This window comes from Williamsia sp. z71, assembly GCF_059553375.1.
In genome coordinates, this window is sequence record NZ_JCANWX010000005.1 from 396,219 (window position 1) to 410,407 (window position 14,189).

General features: G+C 62.9%; 12 protein-coding genes, 3 tRNA genes and 1 pseudogene. 10 read left to right on the top strand and 6 right to left on the bottom strand.

Features of this window, described 5'->3' with window-relative positions:
• Positions 1–100: 100 nt before the first annotated feature.
• A pseudogene (locus AC51GR_RS14895) lies at positions 101–742 on the bottom strand (cutinase family protein); the annotation flags it as partial.
• Between the two features lie 872 nt (positions 743–1,614).
• Positions 1,615–3,720, bottom strand: coding sequence for a bifunctional copper resistance protein CopD/cytochrome c oxidase assembly protein (locus AC51GR_RS14900; RefSeq protein ID WP_496325407.1), 2,106 nt, complete (start codon positions 3,718–3,720; stop codon positions 1,615–1,617).
• A gap of 88 nt (positions 3,721–3,808) precedes the next feature.
• On the opposite strand from AC51GR_RS14900, the gene AC51GR_RS14905 reads away from it, so the two are divergent.
• Positions 3,809–3,885 (top strand) — tRNA-Arg (locus AC51GR_RS14905).
• Between the two features lie 42 nt (positions 3,886–3,927).
• Here AC51GR_RS14905 and AC51GR_RS14910 read toward each other — a convergent pair.
• Positions 3,928–4,155 carry a hypothetical protein gene (locus AC51GR_RS14910; protein ID WP_496325408.1) on the bottom strand — a complete coding sequence of 76 codons (228 nt, stop codon included), beginning with the start codon at positions 4,153–4,155 and terminating at the stop codon, positions 3,928–3,930.
• A 176-nt stretch (positions 4,156–4,331) separates the two neighbouring features.
• Here AC51GR_RS14910 and AC51GR_RS14915 point away from each other — a divergent pair, with 176 nt between their 5' ends.
• On the top strand, positions 4,332–4,730 hold the full coding sequence (locus AC51GR_RS14915; protein WP_496325409.1) for a DUF6188 family protein: 399 nt from the start codon (positions 4,332–4,334) through the stop codon (positions 4,728–4,730).
• Positions 4,731–4,750: 20 nt separating this feature from the next.
• Here the strand turns inward: AC51GR_RS14915 and AC51GR_RS14920 are convergent, their stop codons facing one another.
• A complete protein-coding gene (locus tag AC51GR_RS14920; RefSeq protein WP_496325410.1) occupies positions 4,751–5,443 on the bottom strand; it encodes a lysophospholipid acyltransferase family protein in 693 nt (230 codons plus the stop codon).
• A gap of 333 nt (positions 5,444–5,776) precedes the next feature.
• Here AC51GR_RS14920 and AC51GR_RS14925 point away from each other — a divergent pair, with 333 nt between their 5' ends.
• The 6 genes from AC51GR_RS14925 to AC51GR_RS14950 all read left to right on the top strand — a co-directional run bounded on the left by AC51GR_RS14925 (position 5,777) and on the right by AC51GR_RS14950 (position 11,395).
• Positions 5,777–7,057, top strand: a complete 1,281-nt coding sequence (locus AC51GR_RS14925; RefSeq protein WP_496325411.1) for an HNH endonuclease — start codon at positions 5,777–5,779, stop codon at positions 7,055–7,057.
• 89 nt (positions 7,058–7,146) lie between these two features.
• A complete protein-coding gene (locus AC51GR_RS14930) occupies positions 7,147–7,692 on the top strand; it encodes a PadR family transcriptional regulator (protein WP_496325412.1) in 546 nt (181 codons plus the stop codon).
• Positions 7,693–7,740: 48 nt separating this feature from the next.
• A complete protein-coding gene (locus tag AC51GR_RS14935) occupies positions 7,741–9,786 on the top strand; it encodes an FAD-dependent oxidoreductase (RefSeq protein WP_496325413.1) in 2,046 nt (681 codons plus the stop codon).
• A 24-nt stretch (positions 9,787–9,810) separates the two neighbouring features.
• Positions 9,811–10,614, top strand: a complete 804-nt coding sequence (gene cmrA, locus AC51GR_RS14940; protein WP_496325414.1) for a mycolate reductase — start codon at positions 9,811–9,813, stop codon at positions 10,612–10,614.
• A 24-nt stretch (positions 10,615–10,638) separates the two neighbouring features.
• On the top strand, positions 10,639–11,238 hold the full coding sequence (gene orn, locus AC51GR_RS14945) for an oligoribonuclease (RefSeq protein ID WP_496325415.1): 600 nt from the start codon (positions 10,639–10,641) through the stop codon (positions 11,236–11,238).
• Between the two features lie 84 nt (positions 11,239–11,322).
• A tRNA-His gene (locus AC51GR_RS14950) sits at positions 11,323–11,395 on the top strand.
• Between the two features lie 251 nt (positions 11,396–11,646).
• Here AC51GR_RS14950 and AC51GR_RS14955 read toward each other — a convergent pair.
• Positions 11,647–12,879 carry a L,D-transpeptidase gene (locus tag AC51GR_RS14955; protein WP_496325416.1) on the bottom strand — a complete coding sequence of 411 codons (1,233 nt, stop codon included), beginning with the start codon at positions 12,877–12,879 and terminating at the stop codon, positions 11,647–11,649.
• A gap of 250 nt (positions 12,880–13,129) precedes the next feature.
• Here AC51GR_RS14955 and AC51GR_RS14960 point away from each other — a divergent pair.
• A tRNA-Lys gene (locus AC51GR_RS14960) sits at positions 13,130–13,202 on the top strand.
• Positions 13,203–13,348: 146 nt separating this feature from the next.
• Here AC51GR_RS14960 and AC51GR_RS14965 read toward each other — a convergent pair.
• Positions 13,349–13,570, bottom strand: a complete 222-nt coding sequence (locus AC51GR_RS14965; RefSeq protein ID WP_495516846.1) for a DUF3618 domain-containing protein — start codon at positions 13,568–13,570, stop codon at positions 13,349–13,351.
• A 143-nt stretch (positions 13,571–13,713) separates the two neighbouring features.
• On the opposite strand from AC51GR_RS14965, the gene bcp reads away from it, so the two are divergent.
• On the top strand, positions 13,714–14,187 hold the full coding sequence (bcp, locus tag AC51GR_RS14970) for a thioredoxin-dependent thiol peroxidase (protein ID WP_496325417.1): 474 nt from the start codon (positions 13,714–13,716) through the stop codon (positions 14,185–14,187).
• The last annotated feature ends 2 nt before the right edge of the window (positions 14,188–14,189 follow it).

Sequence of the window (14,189 nt, forward strand, 5' to 3'; positions counted from 1 at the left end):
CATCGAAAGGCACCGGATACGAGGGGTAGACCGGCTCCGCACAGGGGGCCGGATATGCATGCTGCGCTTGACAATACGTCCCGATCGCGCGTTCGACGAAGGTCAACGGATCCTTCAACGGATTGACCGCATCGCAGTAGAGGTCGCGAAGGTTGCAGATCTCGACTATCGCGGGGCCACCTGCCGGCGCCGCCCGCCAACCCGTGAAATGAAAGCCTGGTATGAAAGTGGGTAAGACACCGAAGATTCCGGCGCCGTCAGCCCCTGGCAAACGTTTGGGATTGCCTTCGGTGATACAGGTCGTGTTCGGGCCCCCCAATCTGTCGCATACGTCCGACACGACTATCGCCCCGAGTGAATATCCGATGATGCTGACGCCCGAGCCCGGACATCTGGCACGAAATTCGTTGAGAGCGTTGGTCAAACCTTCGGTGCCGAGCCGAACGGACTCGTCACCCGACACATAACCGCCGACCGGCGAAATACTTGCGGGATACACGATATTGGTACGTGGCCCAGCAGGAACATTGGGCACACCCACGCCGTTCGGGTCCCCGGTCCCGCCGACCACAAAGTTTTGCGAGGCCGGACACACCTGGGCGTTTGCCACAGGCTCTTGGACGACTTGAAATACCAGAGTCGCCAACAAAGTTCCTGTTACAGCAGCAATCAATCGCCTCATCTGAGGTTCACCTACGATTCGTTCAGAGTCTCCGATGATGATGCGCATGTCGGTGGGCATCCCCGACACGCTTACTCACTCGCGGCCAGCTTCCGAAGCCCGAGTTATCGGACGGGGCTTTTCCCCGCATAGGCCAGGACTCATCCATGCCTGACACCGTGGTCCTACTCAGCTGCACTAGGAGCCCTGTCATCACCGCGCGAATCCGCCTATGTGCGAAAGGCGTTGCGCGACGTCAAATACCAATTGGGGACTCGACTGTGAGGATCACACATATTGGATACTAGACCCCAGCTGAGTCCCCTGCTAGGCCTCGGCCGCATTGTGCTCACCTCTTTTTGCGATGGCCGGTCAGCGAACGGGAGCTCCGCCATTCGTTGCCGCGATATGCATCGCTGCCCAAATCTCCACCGCCACTTGCCCATCCGCCCACCTTGTCACCGTCGACAATGCCGGCCAGGTAACAAGGAAACCCTTTGCCTTCCGCCTGGTTGCCGAATCACCGGGGGCTGCCACCTACGCTTAGGCCTGCCGAAGGTACCACCGATGATGAACACAAGTCAGGCCCGCATATCACGACCGCGGCACTCGAATCGGCACACAGTTCCGCTTGGTCAATCCGGTTGTGTCAGAAAAGACTTCGCATTCCCGACCGCCGGATTTTCCGGAAATGATGGGGCCTGAACATGCGACCAGATCTTGAGCCCGGTTTCACGTCACAGTTTTCAAAATCAGCAAATCGTCTTTTCACGACAACACCACAAGGAAGGACAGAACCACGGCGATGGCCTTTTGACCCCTCCTCGGAGTGCCTCGGTCACCACTGAGATTTACTGCCGCATAAGCGAATTATCCGCAATTTGTCCGTACGCCCGATCTCGGCGACGGGACTCGGACACCCGACAGATCTGCGCACCAGCCCGGTCGGGACGTCAGGAACGGGACCCCGGGGTGGGTTCACTCGCGTCCTGGTCGCCGGAGTCCTCAGACGCCGACGTGTCCCCGACCTGACCTGTCGCGGCCACCGGCGCAGGTTCGTCGGCGCTGGACATCTGCTTCAACATCGCGTTGTAGCTTGCCAACTCGGCATCCTCGTCGCGATCGGCACGCCGGTCGAATTGGCGGGCCTGCCGAAGGTCCTGGCGACTCCATTGCACCAACAGGGCCAACATCACCAGCACGAGCGGAATCTCTCCGGCCGCCCAGGCGATACCGCCGCCGAGCCGTTGATCGCTCATCAGGTCGGGGTTCCACGGCAACATCAGACTCTGGTAGAAGCTGCGTGCAATCACATTGTCGGTGCTCATCAGCGCCACGCCGAAGAACGCATGGAAAGGCAACGAGCCGAAGACCATTGCGAGCTTGGCAACCGGCGACAACGTCCGCGGTGCCGGATCGATCCCGATGACCACCCAGTAGAAGAGGTATCCGCTGACGATGAAGTGGAAGTTCATCGCCACGTGCGCGGCGTGATAGTCGACGAGTGACTCGAAGAGTCCACCCAGGTACAGAACGTAGTAGCTGCCGACAAAGAGCACCGACGCCACCAGCGGATGCGTGATGAACCGCGAGTACGGACTGTGCAGGATGATCAGAATCCACTCGCGGGGTCCGGGCGGTGCCTTCTTGCCGGCCGGGCTCAGGGCCCGCAGGGCGAGCGTCACCGGGCCGCCGAGCACCAGCAGCACCGGCGCCAGCATCGAGAGCGTCATGTGCGCGATCATGTGCAGGCTGAACATCGCCGGTGCGTATTTACCGAGTCCGGACGAGGTGGCGAACAACAGCGCCGCGCAGCCCAGGATCCAGGCGATCGTCCGACCGACCGGCCAGGCATCACCACGGCGGCGCAGACGGATCACGCCACGCAGGTAGACGACCGCCATGACGATCGCCAACGTCCCGAACAACAGGTCGAAGCGCCAGTCGAGGAAGACGCGTGCGAAAGTCGGTTCGTGGTCGATCCGGTAGCCCAGGAGCAATTCGGCCGCGGGCATGTCCGACGGGTTGACGTTGACCGGAGGGGGCGTCCGGGACAGCCCCACGGCGATACCGAACGTTGCCGCGAAGACAAGCAACTCGACCACGGCAAAGCGGATCAGTGGACGCCGGTTGTCATCCTTCTCGATGGCCGGGATGGCGACCTTCCGGTGCCACGCACCGAACCCGCCCAGAACCACCAATGCCGCGACCTTGGCCAGGACCAATTGGCCATAGGTCTCGGTGAACAGCTGGTCGATCTTCACCCGGACCAGCGCATTGATGACACCACTGGCCCCGACGACGACGAACGTCCAGAACGCGACCCGGGAGTAGCGGGTGATCGCGAGCGGTGTGTACCGCCCGCCGCCGCGGGCGTAGATCAGGACTGCGAAGAGTCCACCCATCCACAGGCATGCGCCCACGATGTGCAGGATCAGGCTGTTCGTCGCCACATCGTGGCTGCCACCGGTCGACGAGTGCCCTGCCAGTGCAGTCGGCATCAACGTCAGGATCGACAGGGGCAACACGATCAGGGTCCACGTCCATCGCAGGGCGATGCGCGCCACGATCGCGCAGATCAACGCGAAGATCGCGGTCCACAGCCAGGACCGGGCGTCTGCGACCTGATCGAACGCCGAAATGATCCGGTCGGGACTCAGGGTCTCCGAGAGCGGGTATCCCGACGTGTCGGAAATGGTCAGTGGGATCATCAGCAGCGCCGCGACAGCCCAGATCAGAGCACCGACCGATGCGAACTTGATCGCCCGATAACCGCCGACATCGAGGATGCCGTCGGACTGCGGCGGCACGAAGAAGGCCGCGAACAACGCTCCGCCGACAGCGACCACGGCGCCGATCTCACCGATCGTCTGAACGGTGGGCAGCCCATACCTCGTCAGCACCCCCGGATCTCCGACACCGGCGAGATCGAGCGCGTCGCCCGCGGAGATCGCGGTGACCACCACGGCAACCGCTGCTGCCACCCAGGCCAGCACCCAGCCAATGCTTGCCGCCGCGCTGCGACGGATGTCGATCGAATCAGGGCTGGGTGTACTCACCCCTTCAGGGTAGGCACCGGCCGAGTGTGACTCGCGTCGGCCCGGGTTCACCCGTGCCGATATACTCACCTGCGCCGGTCGTCGGCATGCCTCCGTAGCTCAGGTGGATAGAGCAAGAGCCTTCTAATCTCTAGGTCGCAGGTTCGAGTCCTGCCGGGGGCACCACTTTTCGCGAAGTCAGGACGCCTGCCCAACCGGGGCAGGTGGTCAGTCCTCGGGAAGCGCCGCAAACGCCTTCTTCGTGCTGCGGTACCAACCCAGGCCCGATACCGGCCGCTTCCACCGGCCCTTCATCTCTTTCAGCGCCTCGTCGTGCGTCAGGTCACCGTTCTCCACCATTTCCCTCAGGTGGCGGTCTTGCGCATGGATCACGTCGTCGGCTTTGTCGCCGCGGAGTTCGACGTCGCACGGCCCACCCAGCTGCTTGCATGTCATCGTCTTCACAGTTCTCGACCTCCCAGATCTACCGGGGACATCGCTTGATCGACGTCCTACCGGCGACGCTATCGGCGGGGCCGCCGCCCACGCTTCTCGATTCCTGATCGATGCGGCTGAGCGGCCTGGAGCGGGATGTTACCGTCGGATGTGACGTCCGACACACGGAGGCCTCAATGCAACTGTGGATTCAAGGTCACGTCGTCGAACGAGTCACGTTCGACGACAATCTGACGTTCTTCTTCAACAACCATTGCGAACTGGTGCTGTGGACCCCGTTCTCGCTGACGTCTCCCCCCGTGGGCGGCCTCGGCGTCGAGCACGACAGCATCAGCCCGGCAAACGTGATCGACGAACAAAGACCTCTCTTCACGATGCTGGGTAGCCGAACCGACGTTGCCGTGTGCAACGACGACGGCGACCTGCACATCGAGTTCGGAGATGGCAGCGCCATCGACCTACCCAGCGATCCCGAACAGACATCGTGGGAACTTTTTGCCAAACGACACGGCTACGCCACGTGTGAAAGGACCGGCCAGATCCGCGTCATCGAGCACAATCACGCATCCAACTGACCGACCCCAGACCCACCAGGTCATGCGATATCACGTCGCGGCGGTCTCTCGATCCAAGATTTTGCATACTCGTCCACATACTCTTGTCCGCTGTGCGTGAGAAGGACTCGCATCAACGCATCGGTCGCCCCTCGATAGTCGTTTGCCGCCACGTAAGGCGAGAGATCGAGCGGGGGCAATATCTCGATGACCACACGACCACGACGCCACCACTTCACGCCGGGCACCCTGCGCGTCCCGATGATTGCCACGGGGATCACCGGGACACCCGTGCGCATCGCAACCCGCATGACTCCGGTTCGACCGCGATACAGCCGCCCATCTGGCGAACGAGTCCCCTCTGGATGTATTCCCCACACGCCCCCGCCCCGCACAATGGCAGTCGCCGCCGTGATCGCCGCCGAAGCCGACTCCCCGCCCGCCCGGTCCACCGGAATCTGTCCCATTGCGCTGAAAAACCACCTCTGTAGGCGACCAACGACGCCGACTCGCGTGAAGTATTCCGATTTGGCCAGAAAGTAGACCTGTCTCCGCGCCGCGAGTGTCAAGTAGAACGAATCCATCACCGCAAGGTGATTGGCCGCCAGTATCACCGGACCCGTCGGCCGAATATTCTGCCGGCCAACGATTTTCGGCCGGCCGATGACGTACAGCGCCGGACCGATCAGCACATGGCGACAAATCCGGTAGACGAACGCACTCGTAAGCGACATAGACAGTGTCTACCCCAGGGCTGCGCCCCGACGATGGTTTCCAACGCATCGCATCCTTCTCGCCTCGATAGCCGAAATCGGCCTGCGCGATCTCGCCGCAGACCTCGAGGCCGCAAAACCTTCAGCCTTCAGGCACCCCGACCGAACGCCGCTCATTCGGCTCGCGAATGCATATATCGCGTCCGCCGGGCGTCGACCGGCATCCATGGCATCGCCGCTCTAGCCAACGTCGCACCGGCCGAGTATGATTCGAACATAGATTCGATCAAGTTGCTCCGGGGGGACCACGTGCTTGAAAGAGACATCAAAGATTTTCGAGACACTCTGCAACGTATGGATTTTGATCTTTCCGCCACCGAGTCGGTAGATCAGATCACCGCGCTCGAAGACCTCAAGGCCGCCTGCGCCGCAGCCCAGGCGAAGGCCACCATGAACCTCGACGCCAAGCGCAGACAGCAACATCGAGAACAAGGACTGCCGGAGAAGAAGGTTGGCGTCGGGCTCGCATCAGAGGTCGCACTGGCCCGACGGGTGTCACCTCATCGAGGAGGGCGCTACCTGGGCTTCGCCCGAGCCGTTGTCGATGAGATGCCGCACACGATGGCCGCACTCGAGGCCGGCCACCTGTCCGAGTGGCGTGCCACCATCCTGGTTCGCGAAACGGCGTACCTCGATGTCGCCGACCGGATCGCGATCGATGCCGCACTGTGCGCCGACCCGGACGCACTGCACGGCCTCGGCGACAAAGCGCTCACGGTTCGCGCCAAAGCACTTGCCTATCAACGAGACCCACATGCGGTGGTCGCGCGGGCGGCCAAGGCGGCCAAAGACCGCCGGGTCACCTCTCGTCCCGCACCCGATTCGATGGCAACAGTGAGTGCCCTCCTGCCGGTCGCCCAAGGCGTCGGCGTGATCGCGGCCCTGCGCAGAGCGGCAGACCTGCACCACGGCGACGGCGACGGACGCTCCCGAGATCAGATCATGGCCGACGTCTTGTTCGAACGGGTCACCGGCAGCGCCGCCGCCGACGGTCCACCGATCACGGTCAACCTGGTCGTCTCGGATGCCACATTGTTGGGCGCGAGCGACGAAGCCGCTCTGGTCGACGGCTACGGCCCCATTCCGGCAGGCATCGCTCGCCAATTGGTCACCGCGACCGCCGACCGCGACGCAAAGCTCACCATCCGCCGACTGTTCGCCAAACCGCCCACCGGCGCCCTGGTTGCCATGGAGTCGGTGGCCCGGGTTTTTCCGAAGGCACTGGCGCTGCTGATCCCTCTGCGGGATCAGATCTGCCGCACCCCCTACTGCGACGCCCCGGTCCGACATATCGACCATGTCGTCCCGCACAGCAAGGACGGACCCACCAACAGCCACAACGGCCAAGGTTTATGCGAGGACTGCAACTACACCAAGCAGGCGCCCGGGTGGCGTTCGGCGACAGAAGAATCGGAGACGCAGCGGCACGCGGTGTCGGTCACCACACCCACCGGACATCGTCACACCTCGATCGCCCCGGCACTTCCGCGCCCGGCAGCCGAGCTCCCGAGAACCCGACGGAGAGAACCCGGGAGTCGGGTCGAATCGAACCTGCGGAAGTTGGTGGCGGCATGAAGACGATCAAGTTCGCTGGTCACCCATATGAACCCGTGTGTATATGAACACCATTGCATAGTGCCGCGTTGCATGCGTATGGTGCACAGGTGGCACTCGAACACGCGATCATGACCTCGCTTGCCGAGCGACCGGGCACCGGCTACGAGATCGGCCGGCAATTCAGCCGGTCGATCGGCCACTTCTGGTCTGCCACGCACCAGCAGATCTATCGGACGCTCAAGAAGCTCCACTCCGATGGACTGGTCAGCTTCGAGTCGGTTGCCCAAGACGGCAGACCCGACAAGAAGGTGTACACCCTCTCCGCGAAAGGTCGCGCTGCACTGCGCGATTGGGTCGGAACACCCACCGAGTCCCAACAACTCCGCGACGAGTTGGGCGTGAAGATCAGGGCTGCAGAAGCCGCAGACCTCCCCCAGCTGATCAGTGAATTACGCCGCCAGCGCGCCCTGCACGAAGAACGCCTACGCCTCTACCAAGAGTTCGAGAAGAACGACTTTCCCGATCCGAGCTCGCTGAACCTACGCAAACTCAAACAGCACCTCGTCCTGCGTGGTGGCGTGCGCATCGAAGTCGGCTTCATCGACTGGTGCGACGAAGTGATCGCCGCACTCGAAGGTGTCCTGGACCAGTAACCCACAGCCCACAACACGGCCGGCCCCCGTGACAAAGGAAGGTTCCCGATGACAACTCCATACCCAAAGCTGTTCGAACCGTTGACGATCAACAAGACCGTGCTCAAGAACCGCATCATCATGGGATCGATGCACACCGGACTCGAAGACCGCATCTGGGACACCGACAAGCTCGCCGCCTATTACGCCGAACGTGCGCGCGGCGGCGCGGGCCTGATCATCACCGGCGGCATCGCTCCCACCCGTGCCGGACTTCTCCTGCCTTTCGGTAGCAAACTCACCAACAAGGTCGATGTCCTCCGGCACCGACGCCTCACCACGGCGGTGCACAAAGAGGGCGGCAAGATCGCGATGCAGGTGCTCTACGCCGGCCGGTACGGATATACGCCTCTGAAGTTCAGTGTCAGCTGGGAAAAGTCGCCCGTGCACCCCTTCCGGCCGATCAAGATGAACGATGCGCTCATCAAGCACGCCATCTGGTCGTACGGTCGCTGCGCGAAACTGGCCAGAGACGCGGGATACGACGGCATCGAGATCATGGGCGGCGAGGGCTACCTGCTCAACACCTTCCTCTGCAAGCGCACCAACAACCGCACCGACAAATGGGGCGGCAGCACGGAGAACCGACAGCGGATCGTCGTGGAGATCGCAAAAGAGATCCGCAAGAAGGTCGGCCCCGACTTCATGGTGATCATGCGCCAGTCGATCGCCGACCTCGTCAAAGACGGTCAGACATGGGACGAAATCGCTTCGCTGGCACGCAAACTCGAGGCCGCCGGGGTCGACGCCATCAACACCGACATCGGCTGGCACGAGGCGCAGGTCCCCACGATCGTCACGTCGGTTCCGCGCGGAGCGTTTGTCGGCTACACGGAGCGTTTGCGCGAAGAGGTGTCGATCCCGCTGATCGCCTCGAACCGGATCAACACACCCGAACTCGGCGAGGAGATCCTGGAGGGCGGCCGGGTCGACGCCATCTCGATGGCCCGGCCCCTACTCGCCGATCCCGAATTCGCGAACAAGGCGCAGGCCGGTCGCGGTGACGAGATCAACACCTGCATCGCCTGCAACCAGGCCTGCCTCGACCACGCTTTCGTGGGCAAGAAGGTCTCGTGCCTGCTCAATCCTCGGGCCGGGCGCGAGACAGAACTGATCCTCGGCGCCACCCGCAACGCCAAGCGCGTCGCGGTGGTCGGCGCCGGTCCGGCCGGACTCTCTGCCGCCGTTGCCGCCGCCCAGCGTGGACACAACGTCCATCTCTTCGAGGCCGGCGAACACATCGGCGGTCAGTTCTCGATCGCCGCGCGGATACCCGGCAAAGAAGAGTTCTCTGAGACCATCCGCTATTACAAGCGGCAACTCGAAGTCACCGGTGTACAGGTGCACCTGAACACCTGGATCAGCGCCGACGAACTCATCGAGCAGAAGTTCGACGACGTCATCGTCGCCACCGGTGTCACACCTCGGATGCCCGACATCCCCGGCATCGACCACCCGAAGGTGCTGTCGTACGCCGACGCCGTCCTCGGTCGTGGACAGATCGGCACGACCGTTGCGGTGATCGGCGCCGGCGGAATCGGATTCGACGTGAGCGAGTTCCTGACCGTCGAGGACTCCCCCACATTGAACATCAAGGAATGGGAACACGAATGGGGCATCACCGATGACCTCACCGTCCCGGGGTTTGTCGGAAAGCCACGTCCCGCTCCGGCCGCCCGCAAGGTCTATCTCGTCCAGCGCAAGCCCGGAGGCCAAGGCAAGACCCTCGGCAAGACGTCCGGCTGGGTGCACCGCGCCACCATCAAAATGAAGGGCGTGGAACAGATTTCGGGCGCCGCCTACGACAAGATCGACGACGTGGGCCTGCACCTGAGCTTCGCGCCGGAAGAAGAAGGCGGCGATCGCACCACCCGCATCCTCGCCGTCGACACCGTCGTCGTCTGCGCGGGCCAGGAATCGGTGCGCGATCTGATCGACCCGCTGACCGTCGGCGGCGTGAACACCCACGTGATCGGCGGCGCCGACGTGGCGGCCGAACTCGACGCCAAACGGGCGATCCGCCAGGGCACCGAGGTCGCCGCTGGTATCGCGTGAGGTGATCTCGTTACGATCTGCGCCATGGGTATTCCGAAGCCGTCGTTGTCCGCGCGTGCCGTTGTCACCGGAGCATCATCCGGTATCGGTGCCGCACTTGCCACCGAGTTGGCACGCCGCGGACATGGGCTGATCCTCGTTGCGCGTCGCGAAGAGATCCTGAGGTCCACCGCGCTCGACCTCCGGACCGAGTTCGGTGTCGAGGTCGAGGTCCGTGCCACGGACCTGTCCGATCCGATCGCCACCGGCGCACTCTGTGACGAACTGTCCCGGCGAGAGATCTCGATCCTGTGCAACAACGCCGGAATCGCAACGTTCGGCGCACTCGCCGACCTGGACCCCGACTACGAACGGGCTCAGGTCCGGCTGAATGCGGTTGCGGTGCACGACCTCACATTGGCGGTCTTGCCACAGATGGTCGCCCGCGGCTCGGGCGGCATCCTCATGGTCGGTTCCGCCGCGGGCAACATGCCCATACCGTTCAACGCCACCTACGCTGCATCGAAGGCGTTCGTGAACAGTTTGTCCGAGTCCCTGCGCGGTGAGCTCGCCGACGAGGGGGTCAACGTGACGTTGCTGGCCCCGGGACCCGTTCGCACCCAGACCCCGTCACCGGAGGAGGCCAGCACCGTCGACCGCCTGGTCCCGGGCTTCCTCTGGAACTCGAGTGAGTACGTGGCGAAGCTGAGCCTGGACGCGTTGGAACGCAACAAGATGCGCGTGGTCCCGGGTTTGTTGTCGAAAGCGATGTCCGTGGCGGGTGGCTACAGCCCGAGGAAGATCACCGCTCCCATAGTCGGCACCTTCTATCGGAAGTTCGGCGACTGAACACCGAACCACTAGGGTGATGTGATGCAAGACAAACTTGTGTGGATCGACTGCGAGATGACCGGACTGCAATTGGGCAGTGACAAACTCATCGAGATCGCAGCTCTGGTCACCGACAGCGAACTGAACATCTTGGGTGACGGCGTAGACGTCGTCATCCATGCCGACGATGACGCTCTGGCCGCGATGCCGGACGTCGTGAAGAAGATGCATGCCGCCTCCGGCCTGACCGAGGAGGTGAGAGCCTCCACGGTCACCCTCGAGGAGGCCGAGAAGATGGTGCTGGAGTATCTGCGCTCGCAGATCGGCTCCGCCGGCGCCGCACCTCTGGCGGGCAACTCCATCGCCACCGACCGTGGATTCATCACGCGGGACATGCCAAAGCTCGACAGCTACCTGCATTACCGGATGGTCGACGTCAGCTCCATCAAGGAGCTGTGCCGGCGCTGGTACCCGAAGGTCTACTTCGGTCAACCACAGAAGGGCCTCGCACACCGAGCGCTCGCCGACATCCGGGAATCCATTCGCGAACTCAAGTACTACCGCGCAACAGTGTTCGTACCGCAGCCCGGACCGGACGCCCCGGTCATCGAAGAAGTGACGAAAGCGCTCGGCGAGGCCTGACAAACCGCAGGTCAGGAACCGATTGGAGTTTCTGCCCGGCATACCGCTAAAGTTAGTTCCGGTCCCGCTCAGCGGGTACCGATGGTGGGCGTAGTTCAGTTGGTAGAGCACCAGATTGTGATTCTGGCTGTCGCGGGTTCGAGTCCCGTCGTCCACCCAAACCAGGAACGGTCTATCGCGCTTCGGCGCGGTAGACCGTTTCTGCGTTCACGGGGAAAGATCTACATCGACCCTCCGGCCAGAGCGCTGATTTCGCCTCTGCGGCCTTGACCGCCCCACTGCGACAACGACATCGGGTCGAGCCTTTCTGGGCCCGCATACGGCAAACGCCGGGCAGTAATCGTCTTTCGACGATCACCACCCGGCGCTGCGTTCCGTTTCTACGCGAGGCCTGAGTTCGGACTCAGCTCAGGCGTTGCCCTTCTTCCACGTTTCCCAGGGGATGTTCCAGTCACCGAGGCCGTCGGTGCCCGACAGTTCGGGGCCCACGGTGTTCTTGACGGTGATGATGTCGCCGCGCAGCGAGTTCTGCACCCACCACAGGGCGTTGTCAGGACTGACGTTCAGGCACCCATGGCTGGTGTTCTCACTGCCCTGCGCGTACATCGACCACGGCGCGGAGTGGATGTAGATACCGCTCCAGGACATCTGGGTCGCGTAGTCGACGTCGAGTTTGTACCCGGCAGGCGAGTTGACCGGCACGCCGTAGGTCGACGAGTCCATCACGATCTCGTCGAGCCGATCCCCGATGATGTACGTGCCGTTGTCCGTGGGTGTGGAGTCCTTGCCCATCGACGTCGGCATGGTCTTGATGACCTCGCCGTTCTCGCTGATGGTGATCGTCTTGGTGTTGTCGTCGGCGACGGCGATCAGTTCACGGCCGATGGTGAAGTTCGTCTTGAGGTTCTCCTGACCGAACAGGCCGTCCCCGAGGTCGATTCCGTACGTGTTGATGTCGACGTCGACCTTGGTACCGGGCTTCCAGAAGTTCTCCGGACGCCAGCGCAGTTCGGTGTCACTGAGCCAGTAGAACGCGCCCTCGGTCGGCGGGTCGGTCTTGACGGTGATCGCGTCCTGGGCCGCCTTGCGATTGGGGATCGACTCGTCGAAACGAATCGAGACGGGCATGCCGACACCGACGGTCGAGCCCTTCTCGGGCAGCAGGTACGCCTGCGTCAGGTTGTTCGGCGAGCTGGTCGTGAACGTCCGGCTCGACTGGGTCTTGCCGCCGATGCCCTTGGCGTCGGCAACAAGCGTGTAGCGCTTGTTGTAGCCGAACGACCCGGCCGGGACCGTCCAGGTCTTCTGGTCGTCCGACATCACGCCCGGCACCACGACGCCGGCCGCGTTGGTGACCTTGACGTTGGTGAGACGGCCATCATTCGCGGTCACCTGCACCGGCGCGCCCGGCGCGAACCCGACGTCGCCGTCGACGACAGGCTCGTTCGCAAGACCGGTGACCTCGACCGCAGGCTGCAGGAGATCATCGAACGGTGTCGTACTGACCACCTGGTCGCTGTACTTCGGGGGCTTGGGATCAGACGAGCATGCCGACGCGACACCTGCCAGTGTCACCAAGAGAATCAACAGAACCGTGGGCGTACTCGCCCGCCGGGTCACAGAGGCCTGCCTGAACCCCATCACACTCCCAAGATCTGACTAAGGCCCGACGACACGGGCAAGAACCGAACTAGGCAAAAGTGTACGTGTTAAACGCGACGTGCACGAAACAATAAACGGTCGATGATGTGATGCTCGCTACACGAAGCTCGGTGCGGACCAGCGGTTTCCGTGGCCGTCACGTCGGTCGACCAGGCGATTTTTATTTCCGTGGGTCGGCCTGATAGCGTTCTATCTCGCAAGACGAACTGAAGAACGAAGCAAGAAACAAGCGCCATTAGCTCAATTGGCAGAGCAGCTGACTCTTAATCAGCGGGTTCGGGGTTCGAGTCCCTGATGGCGCACAAGAGAGAAAACCCCCAGGCAACTGGGGGTTTTTCTTTTGCCCGAACGGATTTCGACAGCCCCCGGACCACAAACGCCCGCCAGATGGCCGCGGGCCATCGGACGGGCGTTCGAGTACGGCGGGGATCCCCCGCCGTTCATTCGTTCAGCTGACGATCTTCTTGATCACGATGGCGACGACCACCACGCCCACCGCGATCAGCGTCCCGGCAACCGCCGGTTTGCGAACGGTGGCCACGACGGTCGCCTTGGCGTCGTCTGCCAGACGCTGCGGGTTGGCACGGGAGGCCAGCGCGTCGAGCGTTCCCGCCAGTTCATCGCGGGCCCGCTCGATATCGCGTTCGATGCTGTCGGTGTCGCGTGCCACAGGTCCTCCATCGGTACAGTGCCGTCCTCGCACGAATCGTGTGCGTGGATCGGTCCGGTCAGGTCTACTGCTCTACGGTAGTTCACCGACCATGTTGCACGTGTTGCGCCACACTGTTTACTCACTCGGCTAGCCTGAGTTCGATGACTGAGAACACACGCTTGGCAGTGGGCGACGACGCCCCCGATTTTTCCCTGCCCGATGCCGACGAGAACATCGTCTCCCTCGCGGACTACCGCGGCCGGCAGGTGATCATCTACTTCTATCCGGCGGCGAGCACACCCGGCTGCACCAAGCAGGCCTGCGACTTCCGTGACAGCCTTGCCGAGCTCAACGCCGAGGGCATCGACGTCATCGGGATCTCGCCCGACAAGCCCGCCAAGCTCGCGAAGTTCCGCGATGCGGAGAACCTGACGTTCCCGCTGCTGTCCGATGTGGACAAGTCGGTGCTGACGGCCTGGGGCGCGTTCGGCGAGAAGAAGATGTACGGCAAAACGGTGACCGGCGTGATCCGGTCGACCTTCCTCGTCGACGCGGACGGCAAAATCGCTGCCGCTCAATACAACGTGCGGGCCACCGGCCACGTGGCGAAGCTGCGCCGCGACCTCTCGGTCTGAGG

Bases quoted from the DNA above. Each gene is read 5' to 3' on its own strand.
- AC51GR_RS14910 (WP_496325408.1), bottom strand. From the start codon at position 4,155: ATGACATGCAAGCAGCTGGGTGGGCCGTGCGACGTCGAACTCCGCGGC.
- AC51GR_RS14915 (WP_496325409.1), top strand. From the start codon at position 4,332: ATGCAACTGTGGATTCAAGGTCACGTCGTCGAACGAGTCACGTTCGAC.
- AC51GR_RS14920 (WP_496325410.1), bottom strand. From the start codon at position 5,443: ATGTCGCTTACGAGTGCGTTCGTCTACCGGATTTGTCGCCATGTGCTG.
- AC51GR_RS14925 (WP_496325411.1), top strand. From the start codon at position 5,777: ATGGATTTTGATCTTTCCGCCACCGAGTCGGTAGATCAGATCACCGCG.
- AC51GR_RS14935 (WP_496325413.1), top strand. From the start codon at position 7,741: ATGACAACTCCATACCCAAAGCTGTTCGAACCGTTGACGATCAACAAG.
- cmrA (WP_496325414.1), top strand. From the start codon at position 9,811: ATGGGTATTCCGAAGCCGTCGTTGTCCGCGCGTGCCGTTGTCACCGGA.
- orn (WP_496325415.1), top strand. From the start codon at position 10,639: ATGCAAGACAAACTTGTGTGGATCGACTGCGAGATGACCGGACTGCAA.
- AC51GR_RS14955 (WP_496325416.1), bottom strand. From the start codon at position 12,879: ATGGGGTTCAGGCAGGCCTCTGTGACCCGGCGGGCGAGTACGCCCACG.
- bcp (WP_496325417.1), top strand. From the start codon at position 13,714: ATGACTGAGAACACACGCTTGGCAGTGGGCGACGACGCCCCCGATTTT.